19 protein-coding genes are annotated in these 23,443 nt (G+C 62.9%); 6 read left to right on the forward strand and 13 right to left on the reverse strand.

What is annotated here, in order from left to right; genetic code table 11:
• The first annotated feature begins 7 nt into the window (after window positions 1-7).
• The 3 genes from lysA to NMB41_RS22600 all read left to right on the forward strand — a co-directional run bounded on the left by lysA (window position 8) and on the right by NMB41_RS22600 (window position 3,170).
• On the forward strand, window positions 8-1,285 hold the full coding sequence (gene lysA / locus NMB41_RS22590) for a diaminopimelate decarboxylase (RefSeq protein ID WP_494380012.1): 1,278 nt from the start codon (window positions 8-10) through the stop codon (window positions 1,283-1,285).
• A 357-nt stretch (window positions 1,286-1,642) separates the two neighbouring features.
• Window positions 1,643-2,284 (forward strand): tetratricopeptide repeat protein, encoded by a 642-nt coding sequence (locus NMB41_RS22595; RefSeq protein ID WP_494380013.1) that lies wholly within the window; start codon window positions 1,643-1,645, stop codon window positions 2,282-2,284.
• 607 nt (window positions 2,285-2,891) lie between these two features.
• Complete coding sequence (locus tag NMB41_RS22600; protein ID WP_494380014.1) at window positions 2,892-3,170, forward strand: hypothetical protein; 279 nt, start codon at window positions 2,892-2,894, stop codon at window positions 3,168-3,170.
• Window positions 3,171-3,446: 276 nt separating this feature from the next.
• On the opposite strand, the gene NMB41_RS22605 is transcribed toward NMB41_RS22600, so the two are convergent.
• The 6 genes from NMB41_RS22605 to NMB41_RS22630 form a co-directional block, all read right to left on the reverse strand.
• Entirely contained in the window at window positions 3,447-3,911 is a 465-nt protein-coding gene (locus NMB41_RS22605; protein WP_494380015.1) for an RcnB family protein, read from the reverse strand.
• A 140-nt stretch (window positions 3,912-4,051) separates the two neighbouring features.
• Complete coding sequence (msrQ, locus tag NMB41_RS22610; protein WP_494380016.1) at window positions 4,052-4,663, reverse strand: protein-methionine-sulfoxide reductase heme-binding subunit MsrQ; 612 nt, start codon at window positions 4,661-4,663, stop codon at window positions 4,052-4,054.
• Window positions 4,664-4,666: 3 nt separating this feature from the next.
• Window positions 4,667-5,647, reverse strand: coding sequence for a protein-methionine-sulfoxide reductase catalytic subunit MsrP (gene msrP, locus NMB41_RS22615; RefSeq protein WP_494380017.1), 981 nt, complete (start codon window positions 5,645-5,647; stop codon window positions 4,667-4,669).
• Between the two features lie 82 nt (window positions 5,648-5,729).
• Entirely contained in the window at window positions 5,730-6,890 is a 1,161-nt protein-coding gene (gene ccsB, locus NMB41_RS22620) for a c-type cytochrome biogenesis protein CcsB (protein WP_494380018.1), read from the reverse strand.
• Window positions 6,891-6,933: 43 nt separating this feature from the next.
• Window positions 6,934-9,024: a cytochrome c biogenesis protein ResB gene (locus NMB41_RS22625; protein WP_494380019.1), complete on the reverse strand. Its 2,091-nt coding sequence runs from the start codon at window positions 9,022-9,024 to the stop codon at window positions 6,934-6,936.
• 75 nt (window positions 9,025-9,099) lie between these two features.
• Complete coding sequence (locus NMB41_RS22630; protein WP_494380020.1) at window positions 9,100-9,774, reverse strand: c-type cytochrome; 675 nt, start codon at window positions 9,772-9,774, stop codon at window positions 9,100-9,102.
• Between the two features lie 129 nt (window positions 9,775-9,903).
• Here NMB41_RS22630 and yihA point away from each other — a divergent pair, with 129 nt between their 5' ends.
• Both yihA and hemB read left to right on the forward strand, forming a co-directional pair.
• Window positions 9,904-10,656 (forward strand): ribosome biogenesis GTP-binding protein YihA/YsxC, encoded by a 753-nt coding sequence (yihA, locus tag NMB41_RS22635; RefSeq protein WP_494380021.1) that lies wholly within the window; start codon window positions 9,904-9,906, stop codon window positions 10,654-10,656.
• A 15-nt stretch (window positions 10,657-10,671) separates the two neighbouring features.
• Window positions 10,672-11,685 (forward strand): porphobilinogen synthase, encoded by a 1,014-nt coding sequence (gene hemB, locus NMB41_RS22640; protein ID WP_494380022.1) that lies wholly within the window; start codon window positions 10,672-10,674, stop codon window positions 11,683-11,685.
• A gap of 111 nt (window positions 11,686-11,796) precedes the next feature.
• Here hemB and NMB41_RS22645 read toward each other — a convergent pair whose 3' ends face one another.
• From NMB41_RS22645 to NMB41_RS22670, 6 genes are all read right to left on the reverse strand, one after another.
• Window positions 11,797-13,494: a tyrosinase family protein gene (locus NMB41_RS22645; protein WP_494380023.1), complete on the reverse strand. Its 1,698-nt coding sequence runs from the start codon at window positions 13,492-13,494 to the stop codon at window positions 11,797-11,799.
• A gap of 213 nt (window positions 13,495-13,707) precedes the next feature.
• Window positions 13,708-14,622: a hypothetical protein gene (locus NMB41_RS22650; protein ID WP_494380024.1), complete on the reverse strand. Its 915-nt coding sequence runs from the start codon at window positions 14,620-14,622 to the stop codon at window positions 13,708-13,710.
• Window positions 14,623-14,876: 254 nt separating this feature from the next.
• Entirely contained in the window at window positions 14,877-18,017 is a 3,141-nt protein-coding gene (locus NMB41_RS22655) for an efflux RND transporter permease subunit (protein ID WP_494380025.1), read from the reverse strand.
• The gene (locus NMB41_RS22660; protein WP_494380026.1) at window positions 18,014-19,189 is read right to left on the reverse strand and encodes an efflux RND transporter periplasmic adaptor subunit; all 1,176 of its coding nucleotides are present in this window, start codon (window positions 19,187-19,189) and stop codon (window positions 18,014-18,016) included. Before NMB41_RS22660 ends, NMB41_RS22655 begins: the two co-directional genes overlap by 4 nt.
• Before the next feature lie 84 nt (window positions 19,190-19,273).
• Window positions 19,274-20,632, reverse strand: coding sequence for an ATP-binding protein (locus NMB41_RS22665; RefSeq protein WP_494380027.1), 1,359 nt, complete (start codon window positions 20,630-20,632; stop codon window positions 19,274-19,276).
• Window positions 20,629-21,357: a response regulator gene (locus NMB41_RS22670; protein WP_494380028.1), complete on the reverse strand. Its 729-nt coding sequence runs from the start codon at window positions 21,355-21,357 to the stop codon at window positions 20,629-20,631. Before NMB41_RS22670 ends, NMB41_RS22665 begins: the two co-directional genes overlap by 4 nt.
• 201 nt (window positions 21,358-21,558) lie before the next feature.
• On the opposite strand from NMB41_RS22670, the gene NMB41_RS22675 reads away from it, so the two are divergent.
• Entirely contained in the window at window positions 21,559-22,098 is a 540-nt protein-coding gene (locus NMB41_RS22675; RefSeq protein WP_494380029.1) for a Spy/CpxP family protein refolding chaperone, read from the forward strand.
• Window positions 22,099-22,155: 57 nt separating this feature from the next.
• On the opposite strand, the gene NMB41_RS22680 is transcribed toward NMB41_RS22675, so the two are convergent.
• Window positions 22,156-23,358, reverse strand: a complete 1,203-nt coding sequence (locus tag NMB41_RS22680; RefSeq protein WP_494382894.1) for an ISL3 family transposase — start codon at window positions 23,356-23,358, stop codon at window positions 22,156-22,158.
• Between the last annotated feature and the right edge of the window lie 85 nt (window positions 23,359-23,443).

The following is a 23,443-nucleotide window of genomic DNA, read 5'->3' on the forward strand; positions in this document are numbered from 1 at the left end:
GAAATTCATGTCGCACTTTTCGTACCAAGACGGCGTCCTGCACGCCGAGCGCACCCCTTTGTCCAACATCGCCGAGACCTTCGGCACGCCGACTTACGTCTACTCGAAAGCGGCGCTGCTGGAAAACTTCGCGGCCTACAGCGACGCCTGCCAGGGCCGCGACGCCCTGGTCTGCTATGCGATGAAGGCCAATTCGAACCTGGCCATCCTCGACCTGCTGGCACGCGAAGGCGCCGGATTCGACATCGTCTCTGGCGGCGAACTGCTGCGCGTGATCGCGGCCGGCGGCGACCCGGGCAAGGTGATCTTTTCGGGCGTGGGCAAGACCGAGGACGAGATGCGCCTGGCGCTCGACAAGGGCATCCTCTGCTTCAACGTCGAGTCGATTCCGGAACTGCACCGCCTGAACGACGTGGCGGCCAGCATGGGCAAGCGTGCGCCGGTCTCGCTGCGCGTGAACCCGAACGTCGACGCCAAGACCCACCCCTACATCGCCACCGGCCTGAAGGCGAACAAGTTCGGCGTGGCCTTCGACGATGCGCTCGATACCTACCGCGCCGCCGCCGCCCTGCCGAACCTGGACGTGACCGGCATCGACTGCCACATCGGCTCGCAGCTGCTGGACGACGCGCCGCTGCTGGAGGCGCTCGATAAACTGATCGAACTGATCGACACCCTGGACGCCGAGGGCATCCACATCCACCACCTCGACATCGGCGGCGGCGTCGGCGTGAACTACGGCGCGCCCGGCGAAGAGCCACCGGTGCCGGTGGGCGACTATCTGAAACGCCTGTTCGCGCGCATCGACGCCTGGCGCGCCGAGCGCCACGACGGCCGCGCCGTGAAGGTGATTTTCGAGCCGGGCCGCTCGATCGTCGCCAGCACCGGCGTGCTGCTGACGAAAGTCGAATTCCTGAAGCCGGGTGTCGAGAAAAACTTCTGCATCATCGACGCCGCCATGAACGACATGATGCGCCCGACCCTGTACGGCGCCTGGATGGACATGAAGGCGGTGCAACTGCGCAGCGAAGCGCCTGCCCTGTACGACATCGTCGGCCCGATCTGCGAGTCCGGCGACTGGCTGGCGCGCGAGCGCGCCCTGTCCGTGCAGCCCGGCGACCTGCTGGCGATGATGAGCGCCGGCGCGTACGGCATGACGATGGCCTCGAACTACAACACGCGCGGCCGCGCAGCCGAAATCATGGTCGATGGCGACCAGGTGCATGTGATTCGCCAGCGAGAGAATCCGGCGGAGCTGTTTGCCCTGGAATCGATGATCAGGTAGGCGCATTGCCCTGGTGTGCCGCCTGAACAAAAACCGCGCCCTCTCCCGACGGCGCGGTTTTTGTTTTCAGGGCGATGGCTTCGTTACCGGGTGCATCGATCCATCACTTGATTTAGAGACAAATTCACTCTTACACTGGTCGCTGGTCGACGTTTCTTTCGGCCAAGCGAGACGACCACACCAATAATGCAGATACGAACAATAGGTGATTACAAGATGCCCCGTTTGATGTCACTTGCACTGTGCGTGCAGCTTGCATTTCTTACTCCAGACGCTCAATCGGCGGAGTCTAGCATTACTTCTCCGTTGCACCTTGCAGTCACAGATGCACCGGCCGAGGACGGCAAAGGATTGAACATGTTTGATCGCCTGGTCGCGCTCGCCGAGACTGGGAACGCTGATGCGCAATACAACCTTGGCATGTTCTATAACAATGGAATCGGGACGCAGCGTGACACTGCCTCCGCCTTTCGATATTTCTCTAAAGCGGCGCAAGCCGGGCACTTGCTCGCCTCGTACAAGGTCGGTTGCTATTATGCTGGGCAGTTTGGGAGTGTCGTCCCACTGGATGAGCAAGCCGCGTTAACTTACAAGCTCCGTGCAGCCGAGGCTGGCTACGATCTAGCTCAGCACGACGTAGGAATGCATTTTGCAAAAAATGGGGACATGGACAAGGCCTCGTTCTGGTGGGCGAAGGCTTCACAGCAGGGCTACACGCCATCGACTGCTTATCTGGCAAATTATTTGTCACGGGCCGGCACCAGCGACAAGGTAAGAGGACTGGCTTTGCTTCTCGTCTTGAAAGATCAAGCGTCTAAGATGACGGAAGAGTTGTCGGAGCGACTGGCTGGGGCACAGGCTACTCTATCGGAGGACGATAGGCTGAAGGCGGAACGTGTCCGGGCTGCCTGGTCAAGCACGCGGACACCGCTTTCCACCATAGCACGTGCAGGTATTTCTGCAGTGCCGGCCTTGCTGCAATCGGCAGCAAGGCCATGAGCTTGGCGTGGCACGCGCGCCCCTCCGCTGAACATCCCCCTTGGACCGGGGGCAGTCGCGCGCGAACGTTCAGAACCGGACACCTCATAACCATTTTTTTCCAGTGTGACTATGTGCGTATTTTTCCATTTCATTGGCTGGTATTCTTGCAACGATGACCCACACAAAAACAGTTATAACTGCAAACGTTCTCATGCTATTGGGGATAATTCCTCTGATGATTACCATCTACTGGATAGTTTCTAGCTTTGTTACCACAGACCACAACCATAAGCGGGAAGTGGCCGATCTCGTCACGGTATACTGTTTGCCGGCAAAGTGTTCAAAGGTTTAAGTGTTGTAAGTACTAGTACCTTGATCACGAAGGTCAACGAAAAAGCGGCTATAAAAGTGCAGGTAGGCGGAAGCCGCGATCCGTAAAACTGACTATTGTTGCTTCCCCAAAGCCTTAGCCGGTTTCCGCGCTAGCTGACCCTTCGCTTCCTAGCTCCTGCTTGGCTCTCTCAGGATGAGATCAGGCGCAACAGCGTGCCCCCCTGTACTCCTGCATCTCGACCATTAAGAACAACTGCTGCGCACTCTCGTAGCCTGAACATTGAAAATTTTTATGAAAACCATCTGGTCAGCTTTTACTTCTTTCCTTCTGCTTTTGCTGGTGCTAATGTTCGCCGCATTTGGATTTGTCTCTACCAAGCCTTTGCCAGTAAAGCTTTTCGCAATCGTAATGGGGCTGCATTTCTTAATCACGTTTATCAGTGCGACTTGGCCAGAACGGCAAACCGCAAACAGACTCGTGAAAATCTTTAATTTCTGTGCCGGCGCCTTGACCCTGGCAGCGGTGCTCCTGGTGCTGCAGCACTATTTCAACACTGTTCCCATGAGATGATGAATGGAGCAGGCCCGGTGGCATAGATCCGCAATCGGCCGTGGACATTACAGCAGTCCCTGGCACCCGGACCAAACCTTGGCCACCTTGGCGCTGTAACAGTATCTACACATGCTTTCACCCACGGCCGACGCGCCGCTCGTACGCTAACCGGCCAATCGGCGCCGCATATGCGAGACACGTACGAATCGCGTGGTCACGGAGTACCCACGCTGCGGCATGCGAAAAAGCCGTGCCATCTTCCGATGGCACGGCTTTTGTTTTTACGGCGGTGGCTTAATTGCTCAGCAGGATCTGGGCAATGATGCCGGTAGCAACTGCGGCGAGCACGTAGTCGTTGCCGGCCTGGACCCAGTGATGGCCACGCGGCGGCGCGCTCAGGCGGCGGGCGCGCCAGTCGCTGACCACGTAGCGGTTGCCACGGTATTCCTGGCTCAGGCGCTGGCCGCGGCGCAGGTCGTGGCGGGGGCCGCCGCCGCGGTAGTCGTCGCGCCGGAAGTTCTGCGCGTTGTAGTAACGGCCGTTGCGGTCATTGCGGTCGTGACGGTCGTAGCGGTCATTGCGGTCGTGACGGTCGTAGCGGTCATTACGGTCACCGCGGTCATTGTCGCGCTGCTCGGTCCTGCCGTTGCGGTCGTTATCGTAACGATCGTTGCCGTAGTCGCCGCGTTGGGCGAAAGCGCTGCCGCTGGCGGCCATGGTCAGGGCGATCAGTACGGATGCGATCAGTTTGGTTTTCATGGTGCTTCCTCTCGATGTCGCGGTGGGACTGCAGTGAGGCCATTACACCGTGAATCGGACTCAACAGGTCACTCACACCGGTAAGGAATGCTACTAAACGTTTCCGCGTGTATGTATAAGCCAGCCGCCCTAGGCGCGCACTACCCATGTGCCTTGACCCGGCTCCAGTACACCCGCATCCCCAGCAGCATGATCACGATCGCCGCGAACAGCGCCGGCTGCGCCAGGTTGTTCTTGGCCGCCTTCATCCACCAGAAATGCAGCACCACCAGCGGCGCGATCAGGTAGATGAGGCGGTGCAGCCATTGCCAGCGCTTGCCGCCCAGGCACTTGATCATGGCGTTGGTGCTGGTCGCAGCGAGCGGGATCAGGAGCACGAAGGCAGTAAATCCGACCAGGATGAAGGGCCGTTTGGCGACGTCAACCAGCATGGCGGCGACATCGAAAAAGTGGTCGAACCAGAGGAAGGCGATGAAGTGCAGCAGCGCATAAAAAAAGGTGAACAGCCCCAGCATGCGCCGCAGTTTCACCAGCCAGTTCCAGCCAGTCAGGCGGCGCAGCGGCGTCACGGCCAGCGTGATGCACAGCAAATACAAAGCCCAGTCGCCCGTTTCGTGGGTGATGTATTCGAGCGGATCGACCGGCACCTGGCGCAGCACCAGCCACAGGCCCCACAGAAAAGGCAGCAGCGCCGCGATGAACACGGCGCTCTTGATCAATGAGATTTGCTTGGGCGAAGGATTGAACGCCATCGTTCAGAAGAACTTTTTCAGGTCCATGCCCGCATACAGGGACGCGACTTCCGGGTAGCCGTTGAACATCAGGGTTGCGCGCTTTTTCTTGAAGAAGCCGTCTTCGCCGATCCGGCGTTCGCTCGCCTGCGACCAGCGCGGGTGGTCGACCTGCGGGTTCACGTTCGAATAGAAACCGTATTCGGAGGGGGCCGAGACGTTCCAGGCCGTTTTCGGCTGGTCGCGCGTAAAGCGGATGCGCACGATCGACTTGGCGGATTTAAAACCGTATTTCCAGGGCACGACAAGGCGCACAGGCGCGCCGTTCTGGTTCGGCAGCACCTGGCCATACATGCCGACGGTGAGCAGCGCCAGCGGGTGCATGGCCTCGTCCAGGCGCAGGCCTTCCACATAAGGCCAGTCGAGCACGGGACTGCGCAGGCCGGGCATCTGTTTCGGGTCGGCCAGGGTCGTGAATTCGACGTATTTCGCGTTGCCGTTCGGCTCGACGTGTTTGATTAAATTCGACAGCGAATAGCCGACCCAGGGAATGACCATCGACCAGCCTTCGACGCAGCGCAGCCGGTAGACACGCTCCTCGAGCGGCGCCAATTTTGTGAGGCTGTCGATATCGAGCCGCATCGGCTTCTTGATCTCGCCTTCGATCGACACCGTCCAGGGCCGCGTTTTCAGGGTATGGGCGTTGTCGGCCGGGTCGCCCTTGTCGAGGCCGAATTCATAGTAATTGTTGTAGCCGGTCGCATCCTTGAATGCGGTGCGTGGCTCTTTGGTCGACAGGGCGGGATTGGCACGTGCCGCGAGCTTCTGCCCTGCCGGGGTCTGGGCGAAGGCTTCACGGTTGGCCATTTCCCACAGGGCGCTGCCGGCGGCGGCACCCAGCGCCATGCGGGCGATGAACTTGCGCCGCTCTTCGTACACCTCGCGCGGCGTGATTTCGGACGACGACGGGGGATTGACCCCGTCGCGGGAGGATTTGATGAGCATCGCTAACTCCAGGCAATTGACTAGTCAAAGATACACGATTTCGTCAAATTGGCTTGCCCGGGATGCGCCTTTTTACATCACGTTACAGTTCGCCGTAGGAATGCAGGCCCGACAGGAACATATTCACGCCCAGGAAGGCAAATGTGGTCACCAAGAGGCCGATGACCGACCACCAGGCCGCCACACGCCCGCGCAGGCCGGACATCAAACGCATGTGCAGCCAGGCCGCGTAATTGAGCCAGACGATCAGGGCCCAGGTCTCTTTCGGATCCCACGACCAGTAGCCGCCCCAGGCTTCGGCCGCCCACAGCGCGCCGAGGATGGTCGCCACCGTGAAGAAGGCGAAGCCGACCGAAATCGACTTGTACATGACGTCGTCGAGCACTTCGAGCGGCGGCAGGCGGTCGGCCAGGATGCCGTGCGATTTCAGCAAATAAGCCGTTCCCACCATCGCGGCCAGGGCGAAGGTGCCATAGCCGATGAAGTTGGCCGGCACGTGGATCTTCATCCACCAGCTTTGCAGGGCCGGCACCAGCGGCTGGATGGCGGCGGCGTCGCGCGAGACCGTGTACCAGAGCAGGAAGGCCACCGCCGCGCCGATGATCAGGAGGACAAACGCGCCCAGCTGGCGCGTGGCGTAGCGCTCTTCGTAATACAGGTAGAACAGGGCCGTGATCATCGCGAACAGGATGAACACTTCATACAAATTCGAGACCGGGATGTGGCCGACGTCGGCGCCGATCAGGTAGCTTTCGAACCAGCGCACCATCATGCCGCTAAAGCCGAGCACCACGGCGGCCCAGCACAGGCGCGAACCGATCGCCGTGCCCGCGTCGGAGCGTGCCAGCAAGCCGATCCAGTAGAACACGGTCGAGAAGGCGAACAGCGCGCTCATCCACAGGATGGCGGACTGGCTCGAGAGCATGTATTTGAGGAAAAACTTTTGTTCGGCAGCGGCCAGCGAACCGCCGTACAGGGAAATGGCCCACAGCGACAGCAGGGCCACGACCGGGATCAGCCAGCGCACCGGCTTCCAGTGCCAGCCCAGCGCGGCGAAGGTCGGGGCTGTGAGCAGCAGGATGGCGCGCTCGTAGCCGTCCATGTAGCCGGCGTAGCGGTTCAGGGCGAACAGCACCGCGGCCAGCAGGCCGGCGCCGAAGAGCCAGTCGATTGCCGTCAGGCGGCGGAAATAGCCGGGCGCTTCCTTGTAGATCGCGCCTGGTTTCGGTTGGGTTGCTTCCATGCTTAGTCTCCAGTACCTTTGTTGTCTCGGCAGCGCTGCCAGCTTACGCCGATTGCGGCAGCTTGGCTGCCAGCTCGGCGAACTCTTTTTCGAAATCCAGCGTCTTGCGCTGGGTACTCATTGCCATCAGGGCGTGCGCGCCGCCCTCCTGATTGCGCACCCAGACCCACAGGCGCCGCTCGCGAATATAGAACATCGCAAAGATACCCGCGATCAGCAGCACGCAGCCAAGATAGACGATCTTCTTGCCGGGCGAACGCGTCACCTGCAGCACCGAGGCTTTGACTTCAACAAATTCGTCGAGCTGCAGATAGACCGGTGCGCCGTAGAAGAAGCTGTCCGACAAGGCATTCGTCGCCAGTTGCAGGAAGCGCGCATGGGTGTCGTTGCCTTCGATCGGGGCCTGGCCATCCTTGGCGCGCGCGGCCTGCCACAAATCCCACAGCACGCCGTTGAGCATCTTGATGAAGACGGCCGCCGCCTTTTCCTGCTCGGCCGCCGGAATTTTTTCGAGGAACTGGGCCACCGCGACAAAGCCGCCCGGCGTGCCGTCGCCGGCGAACATGCCCAGCGTGCGCTCGGCCGATTCGCGCAGCTGGTCGGCAAAGCCCGCCCCGCCCTGCTGCCCCTGCGCCATGGTGCGTGTGGCATAGCGGCGCGCCGCCTCGGCACGCAAGGCCGGGTCGGCGAGGGCCGCGCGCAGGCGCATCCATTCGCGCACGCCATAGGTGTCGTCGGCCGGAATGCGCAGGAAGCGGAAGGCCTCCGAAGGGCTGGTGCGCACGCCGGCCAGATACACCTGGGAACCTTCGAGCGTCACCGGCTGCATGTAGTTCAGGAATTCTTTCGCCTGGCCCGTCTGGTCGCGCAATTTGTACTGCACGCTGGGGCCGACGTTTTTCAGGTCCTTGTTGTCGGCGTGCTTGCCGGCCGAGCCGGAAGCCTTGCCCAGCGTCGCGCTCAGCTGCTCGTTGAGCGACTGGGCCTTGGTGACCGCGCGCACGTCGTTGCCGGCGATGTTCTCGACGTTGAACGGGCGGAAGCCGGACCATTCGACGGAATACGTGGTGCCGGCCGCTTTCAGTTCGGTGGCGCCATTGACTTCGCCGGCAATCGGAAAAGCCTTCATCTCGCTGCCCGCCATCGGGAAGCCGGTCAGCTTCATGCGGCTGCCGCCATCCTCGAAGCTCGACTGGTAGACGGCCACGCCCTTGTAGATCAGCGGCTCGTTCACCTTGATCGTGGCCGGGAAGGTTTTATTCTCCTCGCGGTCGTGCACGACGACGTCGCTGGCGAACAGCTTGGGCATGCCGGTCGAATAGAACTCGATGTGGAATTTCTTTAACTCCAGATCGAACGGCAGTTCCTGCAGCAGCGTGCCGCTGGCCTGCGCGATCGAAGCCACGCGTCCGGTCTGCCCTTCGGCCAGCAGGATATTGCCGCGGTAAGTCGGGTTGTTGACGGAGAGGCGGTGCTGGACGGGCACGGCCGAAATCAGGCCGCCGCCGCTGTAAGGCGTTTTGCCGAGGAACCATTGCTGTAATTTGATCGGCAATTCGGAATCGAGCATGCCGCCCAACAGGATGACGATGATGGCCGTGTGCGCGAAGATATAGCCGAACTTGTTGCCGGCGCCCTTCTTGGCCGCCACCAGGATGCCGTGTTCCTTTTCGACGATTTTGACTTTATAACCGTCATGGCCCAGGCGCAGCGCGCTTTGCTGGGCCAGCGCGGCGGCGTCGAGCGGCGCCGTCCACTCGCTTTTATGGTGGAAATTACGCAGGGATTCTTCGCGCACCGAATCGCGCCAGCTGCGCATGTCCTTCATCATTTTCGGCGCGTTGCGGATCAGGCACAGGCTGGTCGAGACGATCAGCACCAGCAGGATCGCCAGGAACCACCAGGTGGTGTACACCGTGTACAGGCCGAATTTGCGGAACACTTCGTACCAGAACGGGCCGAACTGGTTCACGTAGTTCGGCATGATGTCGCTCTGGCGCAGCACGGTGCCGATGATGGCGGCGATCGCCAGGATCATCAGCAGGCTGATCGCGAAGCGCATCGACGAGATCAGCTCGACGAGGTCGGCCAGGCTGCGGCGGCGGGTCTTGAGTTCGATTCCGGTGGTGCTCATGGTTCTGCCAACTTCCAGCAAAAAGGGCGCCAGCTTGCGCTGTCGCCCTTCGGGTACTTAGGTCAAGCCGATAATTTAACGCAGGCCGGCGATGTAGTCGGCCACGGCTTTCATCTCGGCGTCGGACATGCGCTGGGCCAGCGTCGTCATCTGCGCGCTGTTGGTGCGTCCGCCTGCGCGGAAGGCCATCAGCTGGGCGGTCGTGTAATCCTGGTGCTGGCCGGCCAGGCGCGGGTACTGGTTCGGAATCCCGTTGGCAGCGGCGCCGTGGCAGCTGGCGCAGGCGGCAACGCCCTTCTCGGCAAGGCCGCCACGGTAGATCTTGCGGCCCAGTTCGACCGTGTCCTTGTTCTTGGCGGCGCCCTGCTTGGTTTTCTGCACGGCGAGATAGGCGGCGACATTGCGCTTTTCCTCGTCGGTGAGCATCTTGGCGTAGGTGGTCATGACCGGATTCACACGCTGCGGCGTCGTGAAGTCGACCAGCTGCTTGTGGGTATAGGCTTCGATCTGGTTCGACAGCTTGGGATTGGCCGCCATGGTCGAATTGCCGTTGGCGCCGTGACAGGACAGGCAGGCCGGCAAGCCGCGTGCGGCGTCGCCGCTGTCGTACAGGGTGGCGCCTTTGGCGGCGTCGGGTTTTGCGGGGCGCTGCGCTTCGGCCGCGCCGGCAATGCCGCCCAGCGCCAGGCTTGCAACCAACAACGATTTCACGAACACCGCGTTAGCGGACGAAACAGACACACGATTCATTCGAGCACCCTGAAAAAGTCGAAAACAATTTGATATATAGCGGCCTACTAACGCCCTTGACAACCCCTTATTGTACAATAGCTTTGTTTCCTTATTGCTTCATTTCATTGCCTTTTTCACCTCTCCCCCATGTCCAAACTCTGGCAAGCCCGCTTCTTCACGACCGTCAATCAACTGCGCGATCTTCCCAACACCGTCGTGCCCGAGATCGCCTTTGCCGGCCGTTCCAACGCGGGCAAGTCGACCGCGATCAACATTCTCACCAATCAGAAGGGTCTGGCGTTCGCGTCCAAGACCCCTGGCCGTACCCAGCACATCAATTATTTCTCGATCGGCGGCGCCCATGTGGGCCAGCACCGCAAGGACCCGACCATCGTCGATGAAATCCGCTGCCTGCTGGTCGACTTGCCGGGCTATGGCTATGCCGAAGTGTCGGGCAATGCCAAGCTGCACTGGCAAAAGCTGCTGGGCGACTACGTCCAGCGCCGCGAGCAATTGGCTGCCCTGGTTCTGATCATGGACTCGCGCCGCCCGTTTACCGACCTCGACACGCAAATGCTCGAATGGTTCGCCCCGACCGGCAAACCAATCCACTGCATCCTCACCAAGGCCGACAAGCTCAACCGCAACGAGCAGGCCAATGTGCTGCGCGAAGCCAAGGGCGTGCTGGAGAGCTATGTCGATGAGGATGGCGAAGGCTTCCCGTTCACGGTGCAATTGTTCTCGGCCTTGAAACGCATCGGCATCGAGGAAGCGGACGCCAAGATCCAGTCGCTGGTGGGACTCGATATCGAAGAGCCGGAAATCGACGATGCGACCGATGGCGGCAGCGACGAACAACAAGAACCTGACGACAGCAGCAGGGCCCCCGACCAATCCTGAAAGAAAGCGACCACGATGTCTTCCATCATTACCGGCCAGTACCCCGCCACCCGCATGCGCCGCATGCGCCGCGACCCGTTCTCGCGCGCCATGATGCGCGAAAACACCCTCACCGCCGCGGACCTGATCTATCCGGTCTTCATCCTCGACGGCGAGAACCAGCGCCAGCAGGTGGCGTCGATGCCGGGCGTGGAACGCGTGTCGGTCGATATCCTGATGGGTGTGGCCGAAGAATGCGTGGCGCTCGGGATTCCGGTGCTGGCGCTGTTCCCGGTGATCGATGCGTCGCTGAAAACCTATGACGGCATCGAGGCGACCAATCCCGACGGCCTGGTGCCGCGCGCCGTGCGGGCCTTGAAGAAAAACTTCCCGCAGCTGGGCATCCTGACCGACGTCGCGCTCGACCCGTTCACGACCCATGGCCAGGACGGCTTGCCGGACGAAAACGGCTACATCGTCAACGAAAAGACGATCGCCATGCTGATCAAGCAGGCGCTGGCCCAGGCCGAAGCCGGCGTCGACATCGTCGCCCCATCCGACATGATGGATGGCCGCATGGGCGCGATTCGCACTGCGCTGGAAGAACGCGGTTTCATCCACACGCGCCTGATGGCCTATTCGGCGAAGTATGCCTCGGCCTTCTACGGCCCCTTCCGCGATGCGGTCGGATCAAGCGCGAACCTCGGCAAGGCCGACAAGAACACCTACCAGATGGACCCGGCCAACAGCGACGAAGCCTTGCGCGAAGTGGCGCTGGACCTTGCCGAGGGCGCCGACATGGTGATGGTCAAGCCCGGCATGCCCTACCTGGACGTGGTGCGCCGTGTAAAAGACGAGTTCAAGGTGCCGACCTTCGCTTACCAGGTCAGCGGCGAGTACGCGATGATCAAGGCGGCCGCGCAGAACGGCTGGCTCGATCACGACAAGGTGATGATGGAATCGATGATGGCCTTCAAACGCGCCGGCGCCGATGGCGTGCTGACCTATTTCGCGCTGGACGTGGCACGCAAACTGAAGGCTGGCGGCTGAGTTTTTATCGTTACCAGGGGCAGCATTTCGTAGGGTGGGCACTCCGTGCCCACGCGGTAAGTGCCCCAAAAAAACCGTGCCGAGGCACGGTTTTTTTACGCCTGCGGAGACTCAATACACCTCGACGTTCACCCCCACCAGTTCGACCGCACCGGCGTCGCCCATGCCGTGATGCCCCATCGCCGCGTGCAGCGGCAGGATGCGCACACGCAGCGTGCCGTCGCTGCGCTGGGTGCTGGGGCCGCTCAGCTTCTGGCCCAGCGGCAGCGCAAAGGTGAGCGCGCCGCTGTGGCGGTGGTGGCCGAACATCATGATGGTGCCGAGATAGAACGGGCTCGAGGCATCGATCTCGTGCAGTTCATCGGGGCCGTTCAGGACCACCACATACGGGTCGTGCGCCATCTCGTGGAAGTGCAGCGTGATGTTGGCCACCAGCGTGGCGCCGGTCGAGACGGCATCGCCCAGCGTCGCGGCCGGCACCGCCACCGTGGCGCTGGCCGGCTGCTCGCGCGCCAGGTGCCGCTGCATGATCTTGCCCGGGAACACGCGTGGACCGGCGGGACGCGAACGCGGCCGCGTGTTCGTGCGCGGCACCGCCTCTTCGCCGGAACCGGGCTCGTAGTCGTAGTTGAACGCCGCCATCGAGGCGTAGTCGCCGGCCGCGGTCTTGGCCACCGGCGCCCCTTTACTGTCGACGAAAAAGAGCAGCGGCTCGCGTGCCCAGCGGTAGTAGTCGGTCGCCTTTTCCTCGGCCGATTTCTTGTCTTCCGGCAGGTCGGTGCGCAGCTCGACGCCGGCGGGCAGCGTCGGCTGGCCGAGGCGCTGCTGCTTGCGCTCCCACACGTCCCACAGGCGGTCCATGTTGCCGTGATGAAGGAAGAAGATCGGGTCGACCGGCGACAGCATGTCGGTCATGAAGCCGCGCGCTTCGACGAAATTGCAGTCGCGCGAACCGACGCAGCGGTGCACCGAATTGTGCGGCTTGGCCTCCAGAATGCCGAAGCCGGCGGAGGTGCCATGGTTCGAGCTTTTCGGGCTGGCGAAGGTCGGGTAGTCGGGCGCGGCGAGCGCGGCCAGGATCGTGGCCTTGCCCACCGAATCGGTGGTGGCGGCGTTGAACTCGGGACGCTCGCGGCGCAAGCCGCGCGCGCCCGGCTGCTCATAAAACAGGCGGCCCGAGGGATCGTCCAGGATGTCGAACATCAGGTCTTGCTCGAAACGCACGCTGCGCCCGAGCAGCTGGGCATACTGCGAACGCCGGTTGAAGACGCCGCCGGGCGAGGTCCAGTAGCCGGAGTTGGCGATCGCCGCGCGCAGGCGGTTGTCGAAGTCGGCCGCCGTCGGGATGTAGGCCTCGTGATTCGGATCGAGCACATCGTCGAACATCGCGTCGGGCACCTTCGGCTCCGCGGTCCAGTCCCAGTAGGGCAAGGCAAAGTGCGGGTAGCCGCTCAGTTCGCGGCAGATCTGCTCGAACCAGCCGAGGTAGCCGCGGTGCCAGGGCAGGAACCACCAGTTGCCGTGCGGGCAGTCGAGGGTGTGAACGATAGCGTGGCGATACCAGTTGCGCGGATCTTCGGGCGGCAGCGCCAGCATCGCGCGCACGGCCTTCGCGTAGAACTTGAGCATCTTCTTGCCTGCGGGACTCGAGGCATTGTAGCGCCGGTAACTGCGTGGGCGATGCGCGGGGAGGACTTGCTGTGCCGAAGAAAAGCCGAGCGGCAACATGGTGGCGCCGAGGGCAGCGCCGGTCTTGATCAGGGTGGCGCGGCGTGAAGGATCGAAGGCAGGAGGCAGCTTCTTGGTCATGGGATACTCCGCAGAGGATCGCCCCGCCTGCACCCGGGGTGGGCACGAAGGGCTGGGCATGTGCTCCCAGCCTAACGCGTCAATACAGCTCATCCATGGCGCACCGCAAAGGTGCACGCCGCGTCGGCGACATTATATTCGTGATGTTTTTACGAGGAAAAAAAAGGCCGCGATGGCGGCCGTGATGCGTGACAGTGCCGGCGGGAATGCCGGTCAGCGTGGCGGCGGTGGCGGCCTGTACTCCGGGAACATTTCCCTCATCAAGAAGGCCTGCAACTCCGCCGTATCCTTCACCCGCGCGCTCATCGTGATCACCTTGCCCATGCGGTGGGAATCCCATTCGAAGTCGCCGGTCTTCTCGCGACGGATCAGCTCGATCATCTTCTTGACCACGGCCGTTTCCACGTCCGGCTCGCTACCCTGCTCCACCGTCACCGAGGTCAGCCAGCGGCGCTTGAAGTTCGGGTTCCAGCCACGGAATTTCAAATCCATGCTGTGGAAGGTTTTGTTCGAGATCGAGAACACGCCGCCGCTTTCGTTGGCGTCGTCCTGGCCGCGCCGGTTGACCGCCGCGATGTTGGCCAGCGCAGTGCGGGTGCCGCGTGCGGACTCGCTTTCTTCGGTCGAGGTGCTCGGGTCGGTCGCACCGCGTGCGGCGCGGCGTTTGGCGATGTATTCCGCCATGTCCATCTCGGGCGGAATTTCCTCGCGCTTGGCTTCCGGCTTCGGCGGCTCTTTGGCGATCTCGACCGGCTTTTCGTCAGGCAAGGTAATCGTGTCGGGCAAGCGTTCGACACGCGGCCTCGTCGGGCGCGGGGTCGTCTTCGATGGTTTCGTAGGGGTGCGCGTGGCGGATTTTTGCGGCGGCGGCTGGGCCGGCTTGGAAAGCGGCGCCACATAAACGACTTCGCCGCCATCGGGCGGGCGGGCTTTTTTCTCGGGCTTTTCCGGCTGGTAGAAATACAGCGCCACCAGCAACAGGTGGAGCAGGACCGTGACGGTCAGGCCAATGCGGCTCGTGCGCTTGTCGCCATACTGCGGCACGACGCGATCAGGCAGGGGCTGGCCGCAGTGTGCGCAGACATCGCTGTCGTTGGTGCAGGTATGGGGATCGTCACGCAAGTTCAATAGCACTTCCTGGAATTAAAATCGGCGAACGGCTGCCAGTGCGGAAGTCTACCCGGTTTAGGTCCCTCCCGCACAGCCGCGTTGAAGGGAGCCCTTGCAACCTACTGCGCGTCGGATTTTTGGCTTGCGATGCTCGCTGTACTTTCGTACAGCTGCGCTTCTCAGCCAAAACTCCTTCCGCTCGCTACGGTTGCCAGGGCTCCCTTTTCGCCGAGCTTACAGGTGCAGTGTCCTGACAGTTGTTACAACTTGTTTCAGACAGCCCGTGACGAGTGCTTCACGGCCTCGTGCGGCGCGTGCTGCGCCAGGCCCGTTTCGGCCGCCGCCACGTCGTCGTCGGTCATCGGTCCGGTGCCGCTGTACTTGTCGAGATACAGGTAGATGACTGGCGTGATGTAGAGCGTGATCACTTGCGAGAAGATCAGGCCGCCCACCACGGCCAGGCCCAGCGGCTGGCGCAGTTCGGCGCCGGCGCCGATGCCGAGCGCGATCGGCAGCGCGCCCATCATGGCCGCCAGCGTCGTCATCAGGATCGGACGGAAGCGCAGGATACAGGCTTCGCGGATCGCTTCTTCCGGTTTCATGCCGGCATTCCTCTGGGCGTCCAGGGCGAAGTCGATCATCATGATTGCGTTCTTTTTCACGATACCGATCAGCATCAGGATGCCGATCATCGCGATCAGGGTCAGGTCCTTGTCGAAGATCCACAAGGTGAGCAGCGCGCCCACCGCGGCCGACGGCAAGCCGGCCAGAATCGTCAACGGGTGGATATAGCTCTCGTACAACACGCCGAGCAGCACGTAGATCACGCCGATCGCGGTGATGATCAGGATGAGCTGGCTCGACTGGGTGTCCTGGAACACGGCCGCGTCGCCGCCATACTGCGTAATGACCGAGGCCGGCAGCTTCATGTCGCGGCCCATCTGCTCGATGGCGGTGGTGGCGTCGCCCAGCGGCACGTCGGGCGCCAGGTTGAACGACAGCGTGATTGCCTGCAATTGCCCCTGGTGGTTGATCGCGATCGGACCGACCGTGCGGCGCACATTCGCAAAGCTCGACAGTTTGACGAGCGCGCCCGTGTTCGAGCGCACCGACACCTTGCCCAGCGCATCGTCGAAATAGCGGTCGGCTTCAGCCGCTTCCAGGATCACGTAATAGCTGGCCGCACTCGAATAGATGGTCGAGACCTGGCGCTCGCCGAAGGCCGCGTACAGCACCGTGCGCACGTCGGCCATCTCGACGCCGAGCAGGGCCGCCTTGTCGCGGTCGATGTCGAGCGTGGCTTGCAGGCCGCGGTTCTGCGAGTCGCTGGTGACGTCGCGGAACTTCGGATCGGCGCGCATGCGCTCGAGGAACTGGTCGGCCCAGCCGCCGATCTCTCCGCCCGACACGCTTTGCAGCGAGTACTGGTAGCGGCTCTTGCTCTGGCGTCCGCCCAGTTGCAGGTTCTGCACCGGGGCCATATAGACCTGCACGCCGGCGATGTTGCGCGTGGCCTTGCGCAATTCGTCGAGCACGGCCGGCATGGCCGGACGCTCCGAGCGCGGCACCAGCACCAGGAACATGCGGCCGGTGTTGCCGCCGCCGGTGAACGAGGTCACGTCCTGCACGTGCTTGTTGGCGCGCATCACGTCCACGACCTTGCCCTGCAGTTCCATCAGCTTGGCCGAGGAAGTGTCTTCCGCCGCTTCGACGGTGATGCGCAGCTGGCCCAGGTCTTCTTCGGGGAAGAAGCCTTTTGGCATGGTCGAATACAGCACGCCGGTCAGCACCAGGGTGCCCAGGGCCAGCATCAGTACCAGGAAGCGGTGCCGCAGCGCGCGGTCCAAGCTGCGCGCGTAGCCGTTGCGCACGCGCATGAACATGGCTTCGAAGCGGCGCCCGATCCACGACATTTCATGCGGCTCGAGATGGCCGCCGCCCTTGAGCAGGCGCGAGCACAGCATCGGCACCAGGGTCAACGAGACGAGCGCCGAAACCAGCACGGCCAGGCCGACAACCACCGCGAATTCACGGAACAGCAGGCCGATCACACCCGGCATGAAGAAGATCGGAATGAACACGGCCACCAGCGAAATCGAGATCGAGATAATCGTAAAACCCATCTCGCGCGAACCGACCAGGGCTGCATGGAAGGGTTTTTTACCCAGCTCCATGTGGCGCACGATGTTTTCCAGCACCACGATCGCATCGTCGACCACCAGGCCGACAGCCAGCGTGATGCCGAGCAGCGAAATGTTATCCAGGCTATAGCCGAAGGCATACAACAGCGAGAGCGCACCGAGCAGCGAGATCGGCACGGTGACGGCCGGAATCAGGGTGGCGGTCAGGCGGTGCAGGAACAGGAAGATGACCAGGATGACCAGCACGATGGTGCCGGCCAGCGTCAGGTTGACGTCGTGGATCGCTTCGCGGATCGAGATCGAACGGTCGTTGACCAGGTGGATCTTGATCGAGGCCGGGAGTTGCTGCTCGAATTTCGGCATCAGCGCGCGCACCGAGTCGACCACCTGCACGGTGTTCGCGTTCGGCTGGCGCTGCACCATCAGCACCATCGAGCGTTCGCCGTTCAGGCTGCCGGCCGCTTTCACGGACTGGTAGCTGTCTTCCACGTGGGCCACATCCTGCAGGCGCACGGGTAAACCGTCGCGGGTGGCGACGATCAGTTTGGCGAAATCGGCCGCCTTCATGAGCTGGGCGCCGCCCTGGATGGTGAGCGTCTGGGCCGGGCCGTCGAGCACGCCCAGCGGGGCGTTCGAGTTGGCCGCGCGCAGGGCCGTCGCCAGTTCATCCATCGAGATATTGCGCGCGTTCATCAGGTCGGAACGGGCACGCACGCGCACGGCGAAACGTTTCTGGCCGTTAACCGTGACCTGGGCGATGCCCGGCAAGGTCGAGATCGCCGGCGAAATCATGTTCTCGGCGTAATCGTTCAGTTCGGCCAGGCCCATCGAGGGCGAGGTCATGTGCATGAACAGGATCGGGGCGTCGGCCGGATTGACCTTGCGGTAGGACGGCAAGTCGGTCATTTCCAGCGGCAACTGGCGCTGGGCGGCCAGCAGTGCGGCCTGGACGTCGACGGCGGCCTTGTCGACATCGATCTTGGTATCGAATTCGAGCGTCAGGTTGGTGCTGCCCTGGGTGCTGGTCGAAGTGATCAGCTTGATGCCGGCGATGGTGGAAAACTGTTTTTCCAGCGGCAGCGCGACCGACGAGGCCATGGTCTCGGGGCTGGCGCCCGGCAGATTGGCGCTGACGTTGATGACCGGCGTGTTATAGCTCGGGAGCGCGGCCACCGGGATGTGCATGTAGGCCAGCACGCCGACCAGCACCATGCTGATCGACAGCAGCACCGCCATCACCGGGCGGCGGATACACAGTTCGGACAAATTCATGCCGCTTTATCCTTTCCCGCCGCAGGCGCGCCTGGCGCACGCTGGGGTTTGGCGCCAGCGAGGCGCACCTTGCCGCCCGGACGCAGGTTCTGCTTGCCTTCGGTAATCACCTGCTCGTTGCCGGCAAGACCGGTCACGGCGGCATTCAAACCAAACGCATGCTGGCGTGCAATCGGCACCTGGCGCGCGGTGCCATCCTTCTCCACCACGTAGACGAAGGTGCCCTGGGCGTTGATGATAATCGCATTCTGCGGAATGACCACGGCGTTCGGGATCGTGCGCACGGTCACGCGCGTATTCACGTATTGCCCCGGCCACAGCAAGCCGTCATTGTTGCCGAACTGCGCTTTCACCCGGATCGTGCCGCTGGTCGGGTCGACTGTGTTGTCGACAAACGACAATTCGCCCGTGACCGGCTTGGCGTCGCCGCCGGTCGTCGCTTCGACAGTCACCTTGCCCTGCTTCTGGGCGGCCAAGACCGAGCCGAGGGTCGATTCCGGCAAGGTAAACGCGACGTCGATCGGGTCGAGCTGGGTGACGGTGGTGAGCGAGGTGGCCGGCTGCACCAGGCTGCCGGGGTAGACGTTGATCGCGCCCACGCGGCCGGACATCGGTGCGCGGATGCTGGTGTAGCTGGCGCTGACCTGGCTGGCGCGCACGGCGGCGCTGCTGGCGGCCAGGGCGGCGCGCGCGCCTTCGACCTGGCTGCGCAGGGTGTCGACGGCGCTCTGGGCGAGGAATTTCTGGGCAACCAGTTCCTGGCTGCGCTTGTACTGGCGTTCGAGGTCGGCCAGCGTGGCGCGGCCGCGCGCCACTTCCGCTTCGGCCTGGGCCACGCTGGCGCGGTCGCTGCGGTCGTCGAGCGAGAACATCATCTGGCCGGCTTTCACGAACTGGCCTTCCTTGATATGCACTTCGCGGATCGTGCTGGTCGTTTGCGGGCGCAGGTCGACGGTGCGCTGCGGCGTGACGGTGCCGTTGGCGGCGACGTCGACGCCCACGTCCTGGCGGGTCGGGGTGATCACGTTGACGGTCGTCGGCGGCTGCGCGCCGCCCTTGCCGCCTTGTCCGCCTTCCGCGGTTTGCGCTTCGGCGCCCCCCTTCATGTACCAGGCGCCGCCGGCGCCTGCGGCCACGAGGATGGCGATCACAGCAAGAGTATTCTTTTTCATTCAAGTCCCGTACCGCCCGTGCCGGCGGCTTTATCGATTAAATCAGCGAAATAAAATTCAGTATGCCAGTCGCATATGACGGCGTCATTTACCGGGGTAGTACTCCGGCAGCATCAGGGTCACCTCGAGGCCGCCATCGGGATGGTTGGCCAGCGCGATGCTGCCCCCATGCTGCTCGGCGATGTTGCGGGCGATCGTCAGGCCCAGGCCGGTGCCGCCCGATTCGCGCGAACGCGAGGTTTCGACGCGGTAGAACGGATCGAACACGCGCGTCTGTTCCGACGGCGGAATGCCGGGGCCGCCGTCGCGCACGCGGATGCGCGCCGCGCCATTGACCCGGTCCACCACGACGTGCGCCTGCTGGCCGTATTTCACCGCGTTGTCGATCAGGTTGCCGAGGCAGCGGCGCAGGTCGAGCGGACGGCCCAGCAGCGCCATGCCGGAGCGGCCGGCCAGCGTGACGGCCTGGCTGGCGTCGGCGGCGTCGTCGCAGCTGGACGCGAGCAGCGAATCGAGGTCGATGACCTGCATGCTTTCGGTCGTGTCCATGCTGCGCGCCAGGTCGAGCCCTTCGCGCACCATCGCCTGCATGGCCGAGAGGTCGCCGATCAGGCGTTCCTGGAGTTCGTTATCCGACACTTTTTCCAGGCGCAGGCGCATGCGCGTGAGCGGGGTCTGCAGGTCGTGGGTGATGGCCGCCAGCATCTGCGTGCGCTGGAAGATGTATTGGCGGATGCGCGCCTGCATCGCATTGAAGGCGGCGCTGGCCTGGCGAATTTCGCTCGCGCCGGTCAGGTCGAGCGGGGCCCGGTTGATGTCGTTGCCGAGGTCTTGCGCGGCTTGCGCGAGCTGCTTGAGCGGACGCGTGGTCATGCGCGCGACCAGGTAGGCGAGGATGGCGATACTGAAGAAAAACAGCCCGAGCACGGCGCGGTAGTCGGTCTCGGCGGCCACCAGGGAGCGCGGCGGCAGCACCGCGAGATGCAGCTGTTCGCCGTCGCGCAGGCGCACGTTCAGGTTTTCGCAGGCGCCGTGCCATTCGGCGCTGAGCAGGCCGTACAGCAGCGGCATGCGCGGCGGATGGGCACAGGCGTCCGGCGCGTTGGCGGCGGCGCTGATCTGGTAATGCTTGCCCAGCCGGTCGGACAAGGTCTTGACAAAATTGGTCGACCTGGGCGCCAGCGGGTGCGGCGGCCCGGCCTCGAGCTGCAGGCCAGGACGGTTGGCCACGCCCAGGTAAGCGCGCCGGCTCGAGGCCGGCACGATCTCGGTCGCCATGATGAGTTGTTCGGCGCGCTCGATCAGGGTCTGATCGCGCTGGCGCTCGAGCACGCGCTTGCGTTCGACGTCAGCCAGCCACTGGGTCAGCGCCGCCGAAATGAGAATACCGAGGAGCAGGGTCGCAAAGACACGGCCCGTCATCGAGCCGAGGAAGGCTTTCACGTTGCGGGCTCCACGGTGACCTGGCCGGCGAGCACATAGCCGCCGTTGCGCACGGTTTTGATAATTTGCGGCATGCGCGCGTCTTCGCCCAGCTTCTGGCGCAGGCGGCTGATCTGGATGTCGATCGAGCGGTCGAAGGGATCGGCGTCGCGCCCTTGCGTGAGGTTGAGCAGCTGGTCGCGGTTGAGCACCCGGTTCGGGTGTTCGAGGAAGACGCGCAACAGGCGGAACTCGGCACCCGAGAGCATGATCACCATGCCGTCGGGATTGAGCAGGTGGCGCGCGGTCAGGTCGAGCGTCCAGCCGGAAAAGCGCATCTGCTGCACATTTTCCGCCGGCGCATTCGACGGCATCGCGTGCGAGCGGCGCAGCACGCTGCGGATGCGCGCCAGCAGTTCGCGCGGCTCGAACGGTTTCGGCAGGTAGTCGTCGGCACCCATCTCCAGGCCCAGGATGCGGTCGAGCGGCTCGCTGCGGGCGGTGAGCATGATCACCGGCAGGCTCGAAGTCGCGCGCAGCTTGCGGCACAGCGTCAGGCCATCGTCGCCAGGCAGGTTCAGGTCGAGCACGATCAGGTCGGGGCGCGCCTCGTCGAGGATCTTCCACATGGCGACGCCGTCGCCGGCGGCGAGCGCACGGTAGCCGTTCGCCTCGAGGTAATCGGCCAGCAACTGGCGGATGTCACGGTCGTCGTCAACAATGAGAATGGTAGATGGATTGTCCATGGCAGCGATTATCCTTGCTTACATGGGGCATGAACAGCGCATTTGTATCCGTATGTATATGAAATAACAGGGGAAACATATTGATACAAAGTGCTTGGCAGAGGACACGCTGGGCTTACATTTTGTGTCCATGATGGGTCCTGTGCAGCGAGCAGTTCAGATGCACACGCCAACTGACTCACACACTACAAGGGACCTGAAATGAACATCCTCCGCAAGAACGTTTTCATCGCCCTGACCGCGCTCGGCATCGCCGGCACCGCCATCGCCCAGACCGCCGCCGTGCAGGCGCCGGAAGGCCGCCATGGCCACGCCGTCAGCGTCGAGCAGCGCGCCGCCCACAAGGCCGAGCGCCAGGCCAAGCGCGCCGAACGCCAGGCCCAGCATGCGGCGAAACTGCGTGCCGAGCTCAAGCTCACGGCCCAGCAGGAGCCGGCCTTCGCCGCCTTCCTGGCGGCCGGCAAGCCGATGCAGCGTCCGGACGCCCGCAGCGGCGAGCGCGCCAGCCTGGCCGCCCTGCCCGCACCGCAGCGCATGCAGCAGCGCATCGAGCGCCAGAAGCAGCGCACCGCCCGCATGGAAGCGCGCCTGGCCGCCCTGAACAACCTGTACGCCGTGCTCACGCCGGAGCAGAAGCAGGTGTTCGATACCAAGGCCATGCGCTTTAACGGCAAGCACCGCGGCCATCGCGGCGGCCATGGCGGCCACCACGGCCAGCGTGGCGCGGCCATGCAAAGCTAAATGGTTTAGCTGATATGAAAAGGGATGCCTCGCTCGGCATCCCTTTTTTTTGGTTCATCACGGATTTCCGGGAAACGCGGCTTTGATCTTGAGGAAGAAGAAGTCGCTATCCCGGTAGCCGTAGGCCATCCGTTTCATTACTTTGATACGGTTGTTGATGCCTTCGAGCTGGCCGGTATGCATCGGCCAGCGCAGCCGTGCTGCGATGCCTCGCCAGTAAGGCTTGAGCTTTGCTGCAAACTTTCTGAGCGGTTCGATTCCGCTGTCGCGCGCCATCTTGAGCCAGTTGCGCCAGGCGAGAAGCCACCGCCAGCCGCCCGATGTCTGCCAGAGTTCCTTGAGTGCTGTCTTCATCACGTACACCGTCATTAAGGCCTGGTTGGCGGCAAGCAGCTCGTCCAGATTAGCCTGCTGGGCTGGCGGGACGTTTTCCCGGTTGCGCAGCAAAAGCCAACGAGAGCGCTTGACGACTTTGCGCTGAGGGCGGTCGTCGCGCAGGCGGTTTGCCTCGTCGACCCGTACCCGGTCGATCACCTCACGGCCGTACTTGGCAATGACGTGAAACAGATCGTAGACCACGCGCGCCTTCGGGCATTGCTGCTGTACTTCCAGGTCAAAAGCGGTATTCATGTCCATTGCGACGGCTTCGATGTTGGCGCAGCGGTCGGGGCCGAGCCATTCGAAGAACGGACGGATGGCCTCGCGGCTGCGGCCCTCGCCGACCCACAGTACCCGCCGGCTGTCCGCATCGAGCACGACAGTGGCGTAACGATGCCCCTTGAACAGCGCGAATTCATCCATGACAAGCCGCGTTGGCTGCGCTGCGGGCAAAGCAGCCAGTTCACGTTCGAGCTTGGCAAGCTCGATAGTGCGCACCGTCTCCCAGTGCAGCTGCGCCAGTTTGCACACGTGGGCAACTGGAAGCTTCTCGCACCACAAGCCGACAAACTCGGCCAGGGAGCGGGTCACCCGGGCATGGCGATCGAGCCACGCCACGCGCTCGACCCTGGTGCCGCATGTGCTGCATTTCAGACGACGCAGTGGCACCCGCAGCCGTACCGGCTTACCCTGCATCGGCAGCTCTCGGATGATGCGCGTCGCGCCATCGTGCACCTGGTAGCAATGCACGCCGCACCCGCCACAGACCATCGCTGCGCTCGCATCCCGCCGCAGCGTAATCCACACGACATCGTCCTTCACATCCAATTTGGTAGCGGTAAAGCCTTCCCAGAACGGGAGGCTGAGACTATGATCTGGCATGAGAGCGGTAGGTTGAGTTGGTTGGGTTTGGTCGCACAAACACAATAACTCTTCCTTACCGCTCTCTTGCGTTTACAACACGGTC

This window comes from Massilia sp. FBCC-B171 (assembly GCF_059134155.1).